The sequence below is a fragment of the Marinicella marina genome (assembly GCF_030065545.1).
GTDB lineage: Bacteria > Pseudomonadota > Gammaproteobacteria > Xanthomonadales > Marinicellaceae > Marinicella > Marinicella marina.
On the sequence record NZ_JASJNC010000010.1, the window covers coordinates 46766 to 62405 of the forward strand.

Below are 15640 nucleotides of genomic sequence, written 5' to 3' on the forward strand. Positions count from 1 at the left end.
TTATGGCTGATGGCAAATCAATTAAAAGGCTGTTCAATGAATGTTTGGACCTGGCAGAGAATGATCGAGCAGCTCACATCCAAAACAGTAAATACAGTGAATCAGTCAAAGCCAAAGTAATTGAATTGCTGGGTTTTTCAGGTGATATTGACGAAGCCATTTCAAACAGTGTGCTCAATGAGCTGAAAAGTAGTTTAAACGTTGATGACATTCAAAAAGGACAGTTAATTGAGCAATATAAATTACTCAAAAAGATTGGACAAGGAGGGCAGGGCGAAGTCTGGTTAGCTAATCGAGATGATGGTGAATTCGACCATCACGTGGCTGTGAAATTCATCAAAGTGACTGCATCAGAAAAAGAGTTACAACGCTTTCAAGCAGAGCGAGAGGTCTTGGCAAGTCTGCAACATCCTAACATCGCTACTTTGCTTGGCGGAGGTCAAACCAACCGACGCTTGTATATGATTATGGAATGGATTGATGGTGTGCCGATGTTGGCTTATTTGAAAAAAAACAAAGCAAGCCTAGATGAAAATTTGCGCTGTTTTTTACAAGTTTGTCAGGCAGTCAGTCATGCTCACTCTAAAGGTGTAATACACCGCGACATCAAGCCGTCCAATATTTTAATAACGGCTGACGGGGTGGTGAAATTACTTGATTTTGGTATTGCCAAGTTGGTTGATGATGACATCACCCAAACGCAAGGTGATGTGATGTTGACTTTCGCTTATTCAACACCAGAACAGATTTCCGGAGAACATGTCACAACCGCCACAGACGTATATGCCTTGGGCTTATTGCTGTATGAAATATTGACTGATCACAAGGCTCAACACAACACCGAATCCCCAGCCGCTTTTGTTAAGGAAATAACTGCTGAAACACCGCCAAAACCCAGTGAAGTAACTGCAACTGATAAATCGACTGGTTTTGCTGCAAAATTATTACAAGGAGACTTGGATAATTTGGTGATGAAGGCTATCAGAAAAGAACCGCAAAGACGCTATTCCAATGCCGATGATTTGATACTGGATGTTAATAACTACCTGCAGAATAAACCGTTAAAAGCCAGTGGTGATGGTCGGTGGTACCGATTGGGTAAATTATTCAAGCGCAACCCATTATCAAGCGGTTTGGTGTTGGCAGTGTTGACTTTTATGACGTTATTACCCATCCTCATGTACAAGAACAGTTTAAGGTTAGAAGCTGAGCGAGATTTTGCTAATCAACAGGCTCTGATTGCACAAAAAACCACAGAGTTCTTAACCACCTTGTTTGAGTCGGTTTCGCCATTGGGCCATGGCGGGAAAGACATCAGTTTAAATGATGTTTTAGAACAAGGTGAACGTCAATTAGCTGCAGGCGTGGCCAATCAGCCCAGTGTTGAAGCTGCATTGTCAGGTATCATGGCATCCATTCACCACCATCTACAAAATACCCCTAAAGCCATTTCGTATTATAAACAAGCAGTAGATAACTACGAGAAGATCGGGGATGACATGAGTTTGTTGGCTGCCCAAGGACAGTTGGCATTGATGTATTTTCGCAATGATGAAATACAAAAAAGTGAGGAGATATTTATTCAAGCGGATCAAACAGCAGCCAAATTGGTTGGTAGCAGAGAAGCAATCATACATTTGACCCGAAAAGCCACAGTGGCTACTGAACGTGGAGAGCGAGAGGAGTCAGCTAATATTCTATCAGCCGCCTTTTCGACCTTGACGGAAGAGCACTTGAATGACACTGAGCTGATGAGTCGATTTTATCATGTATGGGGTGAGGCGATTAAATACTCTGATAAGGAGCGAGCGCTGGCATTTGCTGAAAAGTCCAGGGACCTGACAGCCAAGTTGGTGGGCAAAGTACACCCCTTTTACCTCAAACGAGTCAACAGTCAAGCTGTTAGATTGATGCGTTTGGACCGGCATGATGAGGCCAGGATTGTATTGGATGAATTGTTAAAGATAAGCAAAACGCTTTATTCTGAAAACCACCCTGAATACGCTGCTAATTTATCAGCCCAAGGCGCTTTCCTGCATGACCGAGGTTACTTTTCAGATGCTGCTTCTATCTATTTAAAAATACTTGATGTATACACATCATTTTATGGGGGAAATAATTTTGAGACTGCTAGAATGATAAATAACTTGGCCTATGTTTACGAAGATTTGGGTCAATTTCAAAAAGCTTCGGAACTTTATGAAAAGTCAATCGAGTTACGAATTCAGTTAGACCCAGAAAACCTGATTCGCGCTGCCACAGCAAAGGCCAATTTGTCTCGGGTTTTAGCCAAGCTGAATAAACATCAAGACTCTGCCCAGATACTGACAGAGGTCATGCCGGTTTTTAAAGCCCACAACAGAAGTAATTTATACAACCAAATAATCCATATAGCCAATGTTGCTGGGTCCGGTAACTCTGATGAAAGCTGTCAAAGTATCATTGCATTAATCAAAAGCATAGAAACAGATTTAGCAAAAGAGTCTGCCACCGGTTGGCGCCGTCTAGGTGCTGAAATCTGGATCAGTCAATTATTAAAAACATGTGGCTTTGATGAGCTGGCATTCGAATGGTTATTGTCAGCTGCTGAAAAATCCAAACACATTTACATGTCTGATTCAGATGGACGTAGACAGATAAATGAAAACATCACAGCTTGGCGGGAGGAAACAAAAAAAGCCGCAAACTAACGGCTTTTTTCATGTGCCATTGAAAATGATTAGCCAGTTGGTGTAATAAAGCGGTCTGCAATGATTAAAACCACCCCAACCACCAGCAGAGCGATGCCTATTGACTGCATCACGAAGAACAGCGGTAAACCCAGCACCACCAGACCCAAGCCTTTAGAAACAAAGTCCGAGGTGATTGGGTGCTTGGCATCACCACCCAAAAAGTGAGTCAGAACATGATCTAGAGAGAACTTACCGCCGCCTGAGAAAATCAGTGGTAATAACAAGATGGCAAATAACAGCGGTAACTTAAAGTTGCCCGCACCTTTGTTGGTAATGGCATAGCCTTCCCACAATTGGCCCAATGATGAGTAGCTTTCAGGCCAGTGTACAGCGGCTGTTGCAACGGCCGTAATTACCAATAATGAAACAGCTGCAAACCGGGTGAACAAACCCAACAACAACAAAATGGCAAAGAGGTATTCTCCCCAGGCTGCCATGAACCATGACACATCAGCAGGAATGTGGTTGAATGGAAAAGGGAAGCTGTCTTGAATGCCAGCAAACCAGTTTTCACCATTGATTTTTTGCGTGCCGGCTTCATAAAACTCCCAAAATAGGATCACCCGAATTAACAGTGGTGGTACCCATTGTCCTACTGAATTAAGTCTGCTGGTTAGCTGAACCCATAGGTTCTGCAATGAATTTAATGCCATTGTTTGCTCCTTTTTTTATTTAATTGAAATGATGATGTCTTGCTGCAACCATTGAGTGATTACTTGTTCACCAAAGTTGATAAATTGTTCGGGGTCAGGGTGTTGGTGTTGAATGGCCAGTTGTTGCAAAACCTGATGTCCGCTGTCGGATTTATTATTCATTAATTTTTCAAGTAACAACGCTGAAAATGGCGTCATTTCTGAAAAATGGATTTGAAAGTTTTGGTCTCGCCATACAGTCAAATAAATAGGTGTTTCAGCAGCTTGTGTGGGTTGAAAAGATGCTTTGATTTTATGGACAGGAAAGGCATAACTGTTGAGTCTGGCCAAGGGCGAGATGACAGGGCTTTCATTCATCAGTTGATCTGCTGAAATCGGTTCTGCTGGTCTTTTCAATTCGATGCTGTGCTTTTCTAGATGCAGCTCAAGCCACTCGTAATGTGCCAATTCGTAAAGGAATGGTTTATTTGGGTCAGCTTCGGGGTTGGTCTGTAGAAATGTCACGAATTCACGCGGTATCTCAGGAAAATGTGGGGTTTTGTTGTGCTCTTTTTTAAAGTATTTTCTGACCAATAATTCCCAGCTGGCATCCGTATAAAGAGAACGGATAACAGGAAAAGAACCGGCCAATAAGCCACCGATGCTGCTGATAAATAAATCACGATAGATTTTCATCCGCCGATCTTCTATGCTCGCAGGTTTTGGGTTGTTTTGCGGATCCCTGATGTGCGCCGCGAAATCAACTTGAGCTTGTTTAAATGATGGCTTGTTGCTCATTTTTTTGGCTGTAAGTTTGTTGTAACTGACTGATTCTCTCGACTTCAGCCAATAGTTCAGCTACTGGCGGGTAGTTGAAGTCACGCTCCAGTAGAGTCGGAAATACACCGTAGTTTTTGTAAGTGTATGCGAGGATTTGCCACACTTTTTCGATCACTGCTGCCCCATGCGTATCAACAATTAAATCTTCTGCTTCATTGTAGTGACCCGCTACATGTATGTAGGCGATTCGATCTGTGGGTAGCTGATCCAGGAAATCAAATGGGTCGTAGCGATGATTGACACTGTTGACATGGATGTTGTTAACATCTAAGTGCAACAAACAGTCAGCTTTTTTAATGACATGATTGATAAATTCAATTTCAGTCATTTCTGGGTTTGGTTGGGTCAGGTAATAGGAAACGTTTTCTAATGCCATCCTTTCACCCAGAATATCTTGCACCCGTATCACACGTTCGGCCACATAGTTGGCAGCCTCTTCAGTAAATGGGATTGGCATTAAATCATAAAGTTGACCACCATCGGTACAGTATGAAAGGTGTTCAGAGTAAATTGGGGCTTTGATGGATTCTTTGAATTTTTTCAATGACTTAACAAAAGCCACATTCAATTCATCCGGGCCACCAATTGATAAGGATAAGCCGTGCAAAATCATGGGGTATTTTTCTGCAAAAGCGAGAAAGTCATACTTGGCTTTACCGCCAACGGTCATCCAGTTTTCTGGTGCCACCTCCATGAACTGAACTGGATTGAGGTCACCATAAGCTTGAAACGGGGACACCAGTCCCCGTCTCAATCCGATACCGGCACCTGAAATTTCTAAATTTTTCATTTCAGATTACCTGCTTTTAGCCGCCGCACTTACCTTCGCCGCATTTGCCTTCGGTTTTTTCAGCTTTCTCGCCGCCGCATTTGCCTTCACCGCACTTGCCTTCGGCTTTTTTCTCGCCGCCGCACTTGCCTTCACCGCATTTGCCTTCGGCTTTTTTCTCGCCGCCGCACTTGCCTTCACCGCACTTGCCTTCGGCTTTTTTCTCTCCGCCGCACTTGCCTTCACCGCATTTGCCTTCGGCTTTTTTCTCGCCACCGCATTTGCCTTCACCGCATTTGCCTTCGGCTTTTTTCTCGCCACCGCATTTGCCTTCACCGCATTTGCCTTCGGCTTTTTTCTCGCCACCGCATTTGCCTTCACCACATTTGCCTTCGGCTTTCTTGCCTTCGGCCTTATCGCCGCCGCATTTGCCTTCGCCACATTTGCCTTCTCCAGACCCATCGGCTTTGGCAATACGACCATCGGCGTTTTGGTAACCATCGCTCAGGTCAGTTTGACCAAATGGGTTATCAGAACCACTCATTAAAGCGCCAGCTCCAACTACAGTTACAGCGGCAGCAATGGCTGCATTAACAGGTTTTATTTTAAAGTTTTTCATAAAAATCTCCTCCGAGGGAATGAATGTTTAATTTATTATTGAAATGTATTCACATTTGAATCAATTGAACTTGACCATGCTGCAATCATTTCTGTGTTTATTATAAGCACAGTAATATGACCATCGCCATTAAAAAATATTACAAAAAAAAACGCCCAATTCAACGAAATGGACGTTTTTGATTTCAAATTAATGAAAAATTAATGAATCATCGGCTCTTATTTAAGTCGTTGATCATGGCTGCCAAAAATCTGGCCGCCTCACCACCAGTGACTGCTCGGTGATCAAAAGTCAATGACAAGGGAATGATTCTGTGTGCTTCCATACCACCTAAAACAGGCACCACATCATGGCGCAATTTACCAGCTGCCACAATAGAAACACAAGGTGGCGTGATAACAGGTGTGGCATAACGGCCCGCATAAACCCCAAAATTTGATAACATGATGGTGTAGTCTTTCATGTCTTCTGGCGGGATGCTGCGGGTTTTGACTTGTTCCTTGATGTTGTTCATGGCGTTGCGAACATCGCCAGCCGTCATCTGATCACAATTACGCATGGTCGGCACAAACAAACCGTCTTCGGTGTCAACAGCAATACCCACATCAACATGACTGATTAATCTTCTGGATAATTTGTCACCATCAAACCAAGCATTCAAAGTGGGCTCAGCTTGTGCTGCAACCACCAATGAACGTATCAGTCGAGCAGTGATGTCTTCACCAGGTTGCCAATTGTTGATATCGGCATCATCCATGATGGTGGTAGGTACAATATTGGCGTGCGAATTTTGCATCACTCTGGCCATGGTTCTGCGTGAACCTTTGACCTGTTGCCAATTATCATCAACTATTGGTTTATTGACTGGTGCTGGTGGTTTTGCTGCTTGAGTGACCGCTGGTTTGTTAGGCGTTGCTTGAGTGGGTGCTGATTTAGCAGGCGCAGAGGCTGGCTTTTGGGCTGGTGGATTGGCGGCTGCTGCTTTCACATCAGAAGGGCGAATCACCCCGCCAGTGCCCGTGGCTTCAACTGTCGACAAATCAACCCCTAACTTTTTGGCCAAAGCACGCACGGCAGGAGCGGCTTTTTTGCCGCCAAAATCAGTCATGCTGTCAACCACGGCATCAGATGATTCCATCTGGCCAACAACAGTACCAATGGCTTCTTCTTTCGCTGGCGCTTCAGGTGATGCCGTTTGTTTGGCGCTGTCATCATCCAAATCCATCAGCACTTGTTCGGCTTCAGCACGTAATTTTGCAGGCGAGTCGGCTTCACTCTCGGCTTCGCTGCTATCAGCTGTCGCTTCACCGTCTACTGAAAACTCTATCAAAGGCGCGCCAGTATCAATCACATCACCGGGTTCGCCATAGAGTTTTTTGACCACGCCGGCCATTGGTACTGGCACATCGACAACTGCCTTGGCGGTTTCCATGGACACCATGGCTTGATCAACTTCGACTTGATCGCCAACTTTGACATGCCATTCAACAATCTCTGCATCAGGCAAGCCTTCACCTAAATCGGGTAAATTAAATATGCTCATGAAACCTCCAAAACTTGTTCTACTTTATCTAAAATTCTGTCTACTGATGGCATGTATTTTTTCTCTAATTTGAACAACGGCATGATGGTGTCATAACCCGTCACACGTTTAACTGGTGCGTTCAAATTGTACAAGCCTTGGTCAGCTAAATTGGCTGCAATCTCTGAGGAAACGGAACAGTGTTTCGCTGCCTCCTGAATGATCACACATCGACCGGTCTTTGCCACCGACTCATGAATGGTATCCATGTCCAGCGGACTGACAGTTGCCACGTCGATGATTTCAGCCGAAATGCCACGCTCAGCCAAGATATTGGCGGCCTCAATGGTTTCTTTCATCATCGCACCCCAGGTAATCAGGGTCACATCATCACCTTCACGATCAACATAACACATATCTAATGGGTATTCTTCACCGTCATCTTCAACTTCTTCCTTGTTGAGGTGGTATACACGCTTGGGCTCCAAGAACAACACTGGGTCTGGGTTGCGAATGGCAGCCAGTAACAAACCATAGGCTCTTGAAGGTGAAGATGGAATCACCACCCTGATACCAGGCATGTGAGCAAACATCGCTTCGGTACTCTCTGAATGGTGTTCGGGTGCATGGATACCGCCGCCATAAGGTGCTCTGATCACCAGCGGACAGGTTAATCTGCCTCTGGTGCGGTTACGCATTCTGGCTGCATGACAAATGATGTGTTCAACCATGGGATAAATAAAGCCCATAAATTGTGCTTCAGCAATTGGCTTCATGCCCTGTGTGGCCATACCAACCGTCATGCCTGCAATCATCGCCTCTGCCAAGGGGGTATCAATCACTCGGTCTTCACCAAAAGTTTGTGCCAAGCCATTGGTGGCTCTGAATACGCCGCCATTGATACCGACATCTTCACCCAATACAACCACATCTTTATCGTTTTTTAATTCGTGTGCCAAGGCCATTGTGACCGCTTCAACCATTGTAATCTTAGCCATTAGACTTCTCCTCCATAGCTTGGGCATAGGCTTTTTGTTCAGCCAAATCATGCGGTAATTCTTCATACATGTGATCAAACATGTCAGCCACTGATAAGTCAGAAGCGTTCTGGTATTCCTCAACCGCAGCATCCACATCAACTTTACAAGTGTTGATCAGCTGATTTTCCAGTTGTTCATTCCACTGGCCTTGTGAGGTCAGGTATTTACGCATGCGTTTGATTGGTTCAAATTGTTTGGCATTTTCCACTTCATCATCAGGACGGTAGCGTGAAGCATCATCGGCTGTGGTGTGGTCACTCAGTCGGTAAGTGATTGCCTCAATAACAGAGGCGCCTTTGCCTTCATAAGCGCGCTTCAATGCGGCTTTGACCGCAGTGTAAACGGCGATGTAGTCGTTGCCATCTACTTGGATAGATGGCAAGCCACCGGCCAAGCCTTTTTGTGCCAAAGTACGTCCTTGGCTTTGTTTCTTACGGGGTACTGAAATCGCCCACTGGTTGTTAACAATCATCATCACCATTGGTAATTGGAATGCACTGGCAGCATTGATGGCTTCTAAGAAATCGCCTTTGGAGCTACCGCCGTCACCAACCACTGAGACAGCAGCACGTTTCTCACCGCGCAATTTAAAGGCCAAAGCAGCACCAGCTGCATGGGTGCATTGTGTGGCGATAGGCACACACCATGGAAAATCATGTTGGGGACCTGAAAAATTACTGCCACGTTCATCGCCACCCCAGTAGAGTAGTACTTCTGACAGCTTCACGCCGCGATAAAATTGTGCGCCATATTCTCTGTACATGGGGGCAAAAACATCTGCTTCTTGCATGGCAGCGCCCATCGCAATGTGCACCGCTTCGTGACCTAAACTGGAAGCATAGGTGCCTAATTTACCTGTTCGCTGTAAGGCAACGGCTTTGGCGTCAAAAGTTCTGGTCAGTACCATCAACTCATAAATGGATTTGAGGTGTTCAAAGTCTGTGGCTACTTTGGGTTTCTTATCGCCAACTAAATCACCGTTGGGTGTCAGGTACTGCAAATAATCGATATTAAATGATGCGACTGTGGTCAATTTCACTCTCCGAAAATGTGGTCTACAGTGGTGGGTCACGCCATTCAAACAGATAACCAAACCGGTCATGAATCAACCAGTTGCCTGTTTTATTCTGGATGTGTGCCCGTGGGATGGGAGGTTTTAAAGTCGGCTGTATTTGTGTCAAAGCCACTTCAATATGCAGCATTTATGTATGATTAAATGCTTAATTAACTCGCCATCTTCATTATAATGCGCTCAAACTGGTTTAGATTTACGCCAGCAAAGCGGGCTGTATTATATAGGAATGAAACCTTTTATTAAATGGCAAGGGCAACAAATCTAAGGAAAAAATAGACTGTTTACTCTATTATTGGGAGCAGTCATTACAAATATGGGTTCGACTGAATGAAAGAGAGAAAAAATATCCGTCCATTGGAGGACGGCATCAAATTAGATGTTTCAGAAAGAAAAAATTATGGCGGTTACCTGTGTCTGGATACTTTGTTCTCTGCGCAGAAGCCACTGAGTGATCCCGAACACCATGATGAGATGTTGTTCATTATTCAGCACCAAACCTCTGAACTGTGGATGAAATTAATTGTTCACGAGTTAACTGAGGCCATCAGGTGTGTTCAGATAAAAAGACTCGGTCGGGCTTCAAAAATCTTGGCTCGGGTCAAACAAATACAAAAACAATTATTCGAACAATGGGCGGTGTTAGAAACGCTAACCCCCAGTGAGTACACCCAATTCAGGCATGTGCTCGGCAATGCATCTGGCTTCCAATCGGTGCATTATCGGCAGGTAGAATTTTTGTTGGGCAATAAAAACAAAAACATGGTCAAGGTTTTTCCGGAGGATTCGGAATCCAGGGCGATTCTGCAGGATGTTCTGGCTGCCCCAAGTATTTATGATGTTTTTATAAAACACCTGTTCGATGAGGGGTATTCTGTGCCTGAGTCACTGGTTCAGCGTGACTTGCGCAAACCCCATGTGTTTAATCAGGATTTGATGGATGTGTTGGTGGTCATTTATAAACGCCCTGACCAACATTGGGCCATGTATGCGCTGTGTGAACAGTTGGTGGATGTCGAACAGTCCTTTCAATTGTGGCGTTTCAGGCACATGAAAACTGTAGAGCGGATCATTGGCTTTAAACAAGGCACTGGTGGATCATCTGGGGTGAGTTTTTTGAAAAAAGCCTTGGAGTTAACTTTTTTTCCAGAGTTGCTCAAGCTGCGCACTGAACTTTAGTTTTGACGGCAGCTTTTCTTGGTAATAATTGATTCTGTTATAGTTTATGAACGGGTCAGGCGAATCATTGTAGCCACTATTCACTAGAATCAAATTGAAATTGTGAAAAACCGACGTTGGCGTAGGTGCCTTCAGGTACATTGGTTTCATGCTGTTGAATCAGTGCCTTCATTTCCTGTTGAAACGCGCGCATTTTTTTATCGATGATTTGATTGATTTCATCGTGTTTGCTGTGCGGAATCTTGCTGGAGAAGATCGAAGCCTGGTTAAGGTTTTGTTTCAGATCAGTGGCGAACATTTTCTTATAGAAAGTTTGAAACAGCCTTTTGGTGGTTATGTCCACTTCCTCTGCCAGTTCCGCTTGTTGCATCAACTGTTGATTGAGGCTGTCAGTGATGAGGTATTTATTTTCCGACTTGCTGATGATTTGATTGCTGATTAATTCTGTGATCACGGCTTTGGCTCGGATGTGGTTACCGTAAATGTTGTCAATCAATGTGGTTAATTTGGCGTGCGTTAGGCGTTTATTCTTGGCTTTGGTTTGTTGTAGAGCCACAATGATCATGTCCATCTTGTTCAATACGTCATTGTTTTGGTTTTTGTTGTTATTGAATTCTGCAATCACCCTGCGGTCAATACCAGTCTTCACTGCAATGGCTTGAATGGTTGGTTTTATGTTTGCATCTTCTAGCAGTTCCTCGGCTGCTTTGATGTAGGCTTTCTGGCTGTTGGCCCTGAATTCGTGGTATTGCAAGCCAAATTTAATGACCATTTTACTCACTGGGATGAGGGCTTTTTGAAGTTGTACCAAATGTCTTTTGTCAGAACTCATAATATTTTGCGCGCATATTTGTACGCAATAATACCACCAGTGTCCTTTGATGTAAAATCATCTCCAACCTGTATGTTCTCACATCAGTTTTATCTCATTTCGCAAAATGTGAAACGAACAGGGGGAGGTCAAATTTATCTCCAAATCGTGGGCTATTAATTTAACCTACACCAGCGAGGCAATACAGAGTTTTGTGGGTTGACGTTTTCTCTCTGTATTGTTCTCGCAACTTCCTTATTCAAACAGTCATCACTTCTAACCAAACTTTCATTCTCATTTCATGCCTGCATGGGTTAAAATTTACGATTTGAATGGCATTGTTGGATATGACAGCGCTCAGTGTAAATTTAAACAAAATAGCCTTACTCAGAAATTCACGAGGCAGAGATTACCCCAATGTCCTGGCCTACGCTGAAAAGTTGATTGCTATGGGTGTTGATGGCATCACAGTTCATCCGCGCCAAGATGAAAGACACGCCACGCGGCAAGACACGCGAGATTTGAGTGAGTTGTGCCGACAATACCCAGATGTTGAATTCAATGTTGAAGGCTATCCATCGGTCGAATTTATGGCTTTGGTGGCAGCAACAAAGCCAGATCAGTGCACTTTGGTGCCCGACGCCCCTGACCAATTGACTTCAGACCACGGTTGGGATTTGGCCGAACATGCTGATTGGATAACTGCATTGGCTGCAGAATTGAAATCGTTTGGGGTCAGGAGCTCCTTGTTCATCGACCCTGATGAGCAGCAAATCAAAGCAGCCAGTCAAACTGGCATTGATCGCATCGAATTATACACAGAGTCCTACGCCAACGCTTATGCTGAGGGTGATTATCAAAGCACACTGATGCAATACAAGCAGTCCGCGGAACTGGCTCAAGCCTTGGGTTTAGGAGTCAATGCAGGTCATGATTTGGACTTGGATAATTTAACTCAGTTTCTGACCATTCCTGACATCTTGGAAGTTTCGATTGGCCATGCTTTGACCATTGAGTCCCTGGAGTTTGGGGTGGCTGATGTGATTCAGCGCTATCTGGCTATTTGCCGCTCTTGATAGGTACTTTTTAACCCTTTGACATGCTATAATCTCGCTCTTTTTTGTGCGACTTGAATTTACGCCTCAGAACAAGACAACTGAAGGCTTGGAAATTGACATGATAACTGTAACTTTGGCTGATGGATCTCAGCGTAAATACGAACAATCACTTACCGTAGCCGCAGTGGCTGAAGACATTGGGCCAGGTTTAGCCAATGCAGCTTTGGCAGCGCGTGTTGATGGTGAGATGGTTGATCTGACTCACTTGATTGATAAAGACATTGATTTGACCATAGTGACAGGTAACACGGATGATGGTCTAGAGGTGTTGCGTCATTCCGCAGCACATTTAATGGCGCAAGCTGTGCAACGTTTATTTCCTAAGGTTGAGGTTACCATTGGCCCGGTGATAGACAATGGCTTTTATTACGACTTTGCAACAAAAGACCCTTTTCATGAAGATGACTTGGCAAAAATCACAGCTGAGATGAAAAAAATTGTCAAAGAAAAATTACCAGTTGAGCGTTTTGAGATGTCTCGAAACGAAGCGGTTGATTTTTTTGAAAAGAAGGGCGAGAAGTACAAAGCTGAAATCATCAGAGACATACCTGAGGATGAAGTGTTGTCATTATACAAGCAGGGCGAATTTGTTGATTTATGTCGTGGGCCACACGTACCCAATACCGGCAAGTTAAAAGTATTCAAGTTAATGAGTATCGCTGGCGCTTACTGGCGCGGTAACAGTGATAATGAAATGCTGCAAAGGGTCTATGGCACCGCTTGGCATGACAAGAAGGATTTGAAAACTTACCTACACATGCTGGAAGAGGCTGAAAAACGTGACCACAGAAAGCTAGGTAAACAAATGGACCTGTTTCACTTCCAAGAAGAGGCGCCTGGCATGGTGTTTTGGCATGAGCGTGGTTGGTCTATCTATCAAGCCGTTCAACAATACATGAGAAAAAAACTCAACGCCAGGGATTACAAAGAGATTAACACCCCATCAGTGGTTGAATACACCTTATGGGAAAAGTCAGGTCATGCCGATAAATTTGGTGATGACATGTTCAGCGTAGAATCAGAAAACCGCCAATTTGCAGTTAAACCAATGAATTGCCCATGTCATGTTCAAGTCTATAACCAAGGACTTAAATCATACCGTGATTTACCGATTCGTTTGGCTGAGTTTGGTTCGTGTCACCGCAATGAGCCGTCAGGGGCTTTGCATGGTTTAATGCGGGTACGTGGTTTTGTACAAGATGATGCGCACATTTTCTGTCAAGAAGATCAAATTGGTGCTGAGGTTTCTGAGTTCATTGATTTTTTACATGAAGTTTATGCCGATTTTGGCTTTGATGAAATCATCTATCGCATTTCAACCCGTCCAGAAAAACGTGTCGGCAGTGACGAAGTTTGGGATAAATCCGAAAAAGCTTTGGCTGATGCCTTGGACGATAAAGGCATAGCTTGGGAGGAGTTGCCAGGTGAAGGTGCTTTTTATGGACCCAAAATTGAATTTTCTTTGAAAGACTGTTTAGGTAGGGTGTGGCAATGTGGCACCATTCAAGTGGATTTCTCCATGCCCAACAGATTGGAAGCCACTTATATTGACGAAAATGGCGACCGCGTCACACCAGTGATGTTGCATCGCGCTATACTGGGTTCATTTGAAAGGTTTATCGGTATTTTGCTAGAACAGCATGCCGGAAACATGCCGCTTTGGTTGGCGCCAACTCAAGTTGCCGTGCTCAATATCACGGGTCAACAGTCGGAATATGCACAAAAAGTGGGACAAACTTTGAAAAATCAGGGTTTTAGGGCGATTTATGACTTGAGAAACGAGAAGATCGGCTATAAAATTCGCCAGCACACATTAAACAAGGTAAATTATTTGGTTATTGTGGGTAACAACGAGCTTGAAAATGAAACCATCACGGTCAGATCACATGATGGTCAAGATTTAGGTTCTATGAAAGTTGATGAGTTGGCTCAGCTAATGAACTTACAAATCAACGAAAAGAAATAAAGCGTTTAAATGTTTTAGGATTGAGAGAATTCAATCACATCATGCTTAAACAAATTTAAATACATTGGAGGATTGACTAATCGCTAGAAATGACAAAGTACGCAGGAACAAACAAATAAGGGTTCCTGAAGTTAGGCTTATAGACCAACATGGAGAACAGGTTGGAATAATTACAACAGCTGAAGCCTTAGATAGGGCCAGAGGAGCCGGATTGGATTTGGTAGAAATATCTCCCAAAGCGGCACCACCAGTTTGTAAAATCATGGATTATGGCAAGTTCAAGTTTGAACAAGCCAAAAAGAACCAACAAGCCAAGAAAAAACAAAAGAAAGTTCAGTTAAAAGAGGTCAAGTTCAGGCCCAACACTGAAGAAGCGGATTACCAAGTCAAGCTCAGAAATTTAAGAAGATTTATTGGCCAAGGCAACAAGGTCAAAGTGACCATCATGTTCAGAGGACGTGAATTGGCACACAGAGACATCGGTTCTGATATGTTGGACCGGTTAGAGAAAGATTTAGTGGATGAAGTGGTTGTTGAACAACGACCAGCGAAAATGGAAGGTCGATTTATGATTATGTTGTTGGCGCCTAAGCCCAACAAATAATTATAGGGGTTTAAATTCCCAAAAAAATAATTAGCTGACCAGTGAGTCAAGTATGAAAAAAGTCGATTTATTGGCTACTTGCTGGAGTATATAAATGAAAACAGGAGGGCATTATGCCTAAAATGAAAACCAAAAAAGGTGCTGCGAAGCGCTTTAAAAAAACCGCCAATGGCTTCAAAAGAAAGCAAGCTTTCAGAAGTCATATTTTAACTAAGATGAGTACCAAGCGTAAACGCAATTTACGTGGTACTACCATGGTTCATGAAGCTGACGAAAGTTCAGTGAAAAGACTTTTACCTTACGCATAATTAAAGGAGATATAACATGGCAAGAGTTAAAAGAGGCGTTCAAGCACGCAAAAGACATAAAAAAGTTCTTAAATTAGCCAAAGGCTATTACAACGCACGCCGTAAAATTTACCGCGTTGCTAAACAAGCAGTCATCAAAGCGGGTCAGTACGCTTACCGTGACCGCAAAGCCAGAAAAAGAACTTTCAGAGCCTTATGGATCACCCGCATCAACGCCGGTGCCAGAAACAATGGCATGAGCTATTCACGATTTATCAACGGCTTGAAAAAAGCTGATATCTCTTTAGATCGTAAAGTTCTGGCTGACATGGCTGTGCACGACAAAGCAGGTTTCGCTGCTGTTGTTGAACAAGCCAAAGCCGCACTGGCTTAAACAGACCGTCCTTCGGGACAGTCAAAGAAAGATCAAAAAGAGGAATCAGTGGTAT

The 15640-nt window shown here is 43.8% G+C and carries 15 protein-coding genes; 7 read left to right on the forward strand and 8 right to left on the reverse strand.

The genetic code is table 11. The features are described 5' to 3' along the window. Positions 1-2: 2 nt before the first annotated feature. Positions 3-2690 carry a serine/threonine-protein kinase gene (locus QNI24_RS14140; protein WP_267177556.1) on the forward strand — a complete coding sequence of 896 codons (2688 nt, stop codon included), beginning with the start codon at positions 3-5 and terminating at the stop codon, positions 2688-2690. 29 nt (positions 2691-2719) lie between these two features. Here the strand turns inward: QNI24_RS14140 and QNI24_RS14145 are convergent, their stop codons facing one another. The 7 genes from QNI24_RS14145 to pdhA form a co-directional block, all read right to left on the reverse strand. Beyond that, a complete protein-coding gene (locus QNI24_RS14145; protein ID WP_267177557.1) occupies positions 2720-3385 on the reverse strand; it encodes an HvfX family Cu-binding RiPP maturation protein in 666 nt (221 codons plus the stop codon). A 15-nt stretch (positions 3386-3400) separates the two neighbouring features. Beyond that, complete coding sequence (locus tag QNI24_RS14150; protein ID WP_267177558.1) at positions 3401-4162, reverse strand: HvfC family RiPP maturation protein; 762 nt, start codon at positions 4160-4162, stop codon at positions 3401-3403. Beyond that, positions 4140-4994 carry an HvfB family MNIO-type RiPP peptide maturase gene (locus tag QNI24_RS14155; RefSeq protein ID WP_267177559.1) on the reverse strand — a complete coding sequence of 285 codons (855 nt, stop codon included), beginning with the start codon at positions 4992-4994 and terminating at the stop codon, positions 4140-4142. The genes QNI24_RS14150 and QNI24_RS14155 overlap by 23 nt, the downstream gene beginning before the upstream one ends. 16 nt (positions 4995-5010) lie before the next feature. After that, positions 5011-5592 carry an HvfA family oxazolone/thioamide-modified RiPP metallophore gene (locus QNI24_RS14160; RefSeq protein WP_283708748.1) on the reverse strand — a complete coding sequence of 194 codons (582 nt, stop codon included), beginning with the start codon at positions 5590-5592 and terminating at the stop codon, positions 5011-5013. 208 nt (positions 5593-5800) lie between these two features. Further along, on the reverse strand, positions 5801-7135 hold the full coding sequence (locus QNI24_RS14165; RefSeq protein WP_267177636.1) for a dihydrolipoamide acetyltransferase family protein: 1335 nt from the start codon (positions 7133-7135) through the stop codon (positions 5801-5803). Beyond that, the gene (locus QNI24_RS14170; RefSeq protein WP_458368013.1) at positions 7132-8163 is read right to left on the reverse strand and encodes an alpha-ketoacid dehydrogenase subunit beta; all 1032 of its coding nucleotides are present in this window, start codon (positions 8161-8163) and stop codon (positions 7132-7134) included. Before QNI24_RS14170 ends, QNI24_RS14165 begins: the two co-directional genes overlap by 4 nt. Continuing rightward, complete coding sequence (pdhA, locus tag QNI24_RS14175) at positions 8105-9187, reverse strand: pyruvate dehydrogenase (acetyl-transferring) E1 component subunit alpha (protein ID WP_267177634.1); 1083 nt, start codon at positions 9185-9187, stop codon at positions 8105-8107. Before pdhA ends, QNI24_RS14170 begins: the two co-directional genes overlap by 59 nt. A 369-nt stretch (positions 9188-9556) precedes the next feature. Here pdhA and QNI24_RS14180 point away from each other — a divergent pair, with 369 nt between their 5' ends. After that, entirely contained in the window at positions 9557-10405 is an 849-nt protein-coding gene (locus tag QNI24_RS14180) for a tryptophan 2,3-dioxygenase (RefSeq protein WP_267177633.1), read from the forward strand. Between the two features lie 76 nt (positions 10406-10481). Here QNI24_RS14180 and QNI24_RS14185 read toward each other — a convergent pair whose 3' ends face one another. After that, a complete protein-coding gene (locus QNI24_RS14185) occupies positions 10482-11237 on the reverse strand; it encodes a hypothetical protein (protein WP_267177632.1) in 756 nt (251 codons plus the stop codon). 326 nt (positions 11238-11563) lie between these two features. On the opposite strand from QNI24_RS14185, the gene QNI24_RS14190 reads away from it, so the two are divergent. The 5 genes from QNI24_RS14190 (at position 11564) to rplT (ending at position 15585) form a co-directional block, all read left to right on the forward strand. Further along, complete coding sequence (locus tag QNI24_RS14190; RefSeq protein WP_267177631.1) at positions 11564-12292, forward strand: pyridoxine 5'-phosphate synthase; 729 nt, start codon at positions 11564-11566, stop codon at positions 12290-12292. Positions 12293-12392: 100 nt separating this feature from the next. Then, complete coding sequence (gene thrS / locus QNI24_RS14195) at positions 12393-14300, forward strand: threonine--tRNA ligase (RefSeq protein ID WP_267177630.1); 1908 nt, start codon at positions 12393-12395, stop codon at positions 14298-14300. Between the two features lie 79 nt (positions 14301-14379). Beyond that, entirely contained in the window at positions 14380-14904 is a 525-nt protein-coding gene (gene infC, locus QNI24_RS14200) for a translation initiation factor IF-3 (protein WP_267177638.1), read from the forward strand. Positions 14905-15017: 113 nt separating this feature from the next. Further along, complete coding sequence (gene rpmI / locus QNI24_RS14205) at positions 15018-15212, forward strand: 50S ribosomal protein L35 (RefSeq protein WP_267177629.1); 195 nt, start codon at positions 15018-15020, stop codon at positions 15210-15212. 16 nt (positions 15213-15228) lie between these two features. Then, complete coding sequence (gene rplT / locus QNI24_RS14210) at positions 15229-15585, forward strand: 50S ribosomal protein L20 (protein WP_267177628.1); 357 nt, start codon at positions 15229-15231, stop codon at positions 15583-15585. The last annotated feature ends 55 nt before the right edge of the window (positions 15586-15640 follow it).

Excerpts from the sequence above, each read along its gene's own strand:
- QNI24_RS14170 (WP_458368013.1), bottom strand. The coding sequence starts at position 8,163 with ATGATTTGGCTGAACAAAAAGCCTATGCCCAAGCTATGGAGGAGAAGT.
- rplT (WP_267177628.1), top strand. The coding sequence starts at position 15,229 with ATGGCAAGAGTTAAAAGAGGCGTTCAAGCACGCAAAAGACATAAAAAA.
- QNI24_RS14165 (WP_267177636.1), bottom strand. The coding sequence starts at position 7,135 with ATGAGCATATTTAATTTACCCGATTTAGGTGAAGGCTTGCCTGATGCA.
- thrS (WP_267177630.1), top strand. The coding sequence starts at position 12,393 with ATGATAACTGTAACTTTGGCTGATGGATCTCAGCGTAAATACGAACAA.
- QNI24_RS14190 (WP_267177631.1), top strand. The coding sequence starts at position 11,564 with ATGACAGCGCTCAGTGTAAATTTAAACAAAATAGCCTTACTCAGAAAT.
- QNI24_RS14180 (WP_267177633.1), top strand. The coding sequence starts at position 9,557 with ATGAAAGAGAGAAAAAATATCCGTCCATTGGAGGACGGCATCAAATTA.
- rpmI (WP_267177629.1), top strand. The coding sequence starts at position 15,018 with ATGCCTAAAATGAAAACCAAAAAAGGTGCTGCGAAGCGCTTTAAAAAA.
- QNI24_RS14150 (WP_267177558.1), bottom strand. The coding sequence starts at position 4,162 with ATGAGCAACAAGCCATCATTTAAACAAGCTCAAGTTGATTTCGCGGCG.
- QNI24_RS14160 (WP_283708748.1), bottom strand. The coding sequence starts at position 5,592 with ATGAAAAACTTTAAAATAAAACCTGTTAATGCAGCCATTGCTGCCGCT.
- QNI24_RS14140 (WP_267177556.1), top strand. The coding sequence starts at position 3 with ATGGCTGATGGCAAATCAATTAAAAGGCTGTTCAATGAATGTTTGGAC.
- QNI24_RS14185 (WP_267177632.1), bottom strand. The coding sequence starts at position 11,237 with ATGAGTTCTGACAAAAGACATTTGGTACAACTTCAAAAAGCCCTCATC.
- QNI24_RS14155 (WP_267177559.1), bottom strand. The coding sequence starts at position 4,994 with ATGAAAAATTTAGAAATTTCAGGTGCCGGTATCGGATTGAGACGGGGA.
- QNI24_RS14145 (WP_267177557.1), bottom strand. The coding sequence starts at position 3,385 with ATGGCATTAAATTCATTGCAGAACCTATGGGTTCAGCTAACCAGCAGA.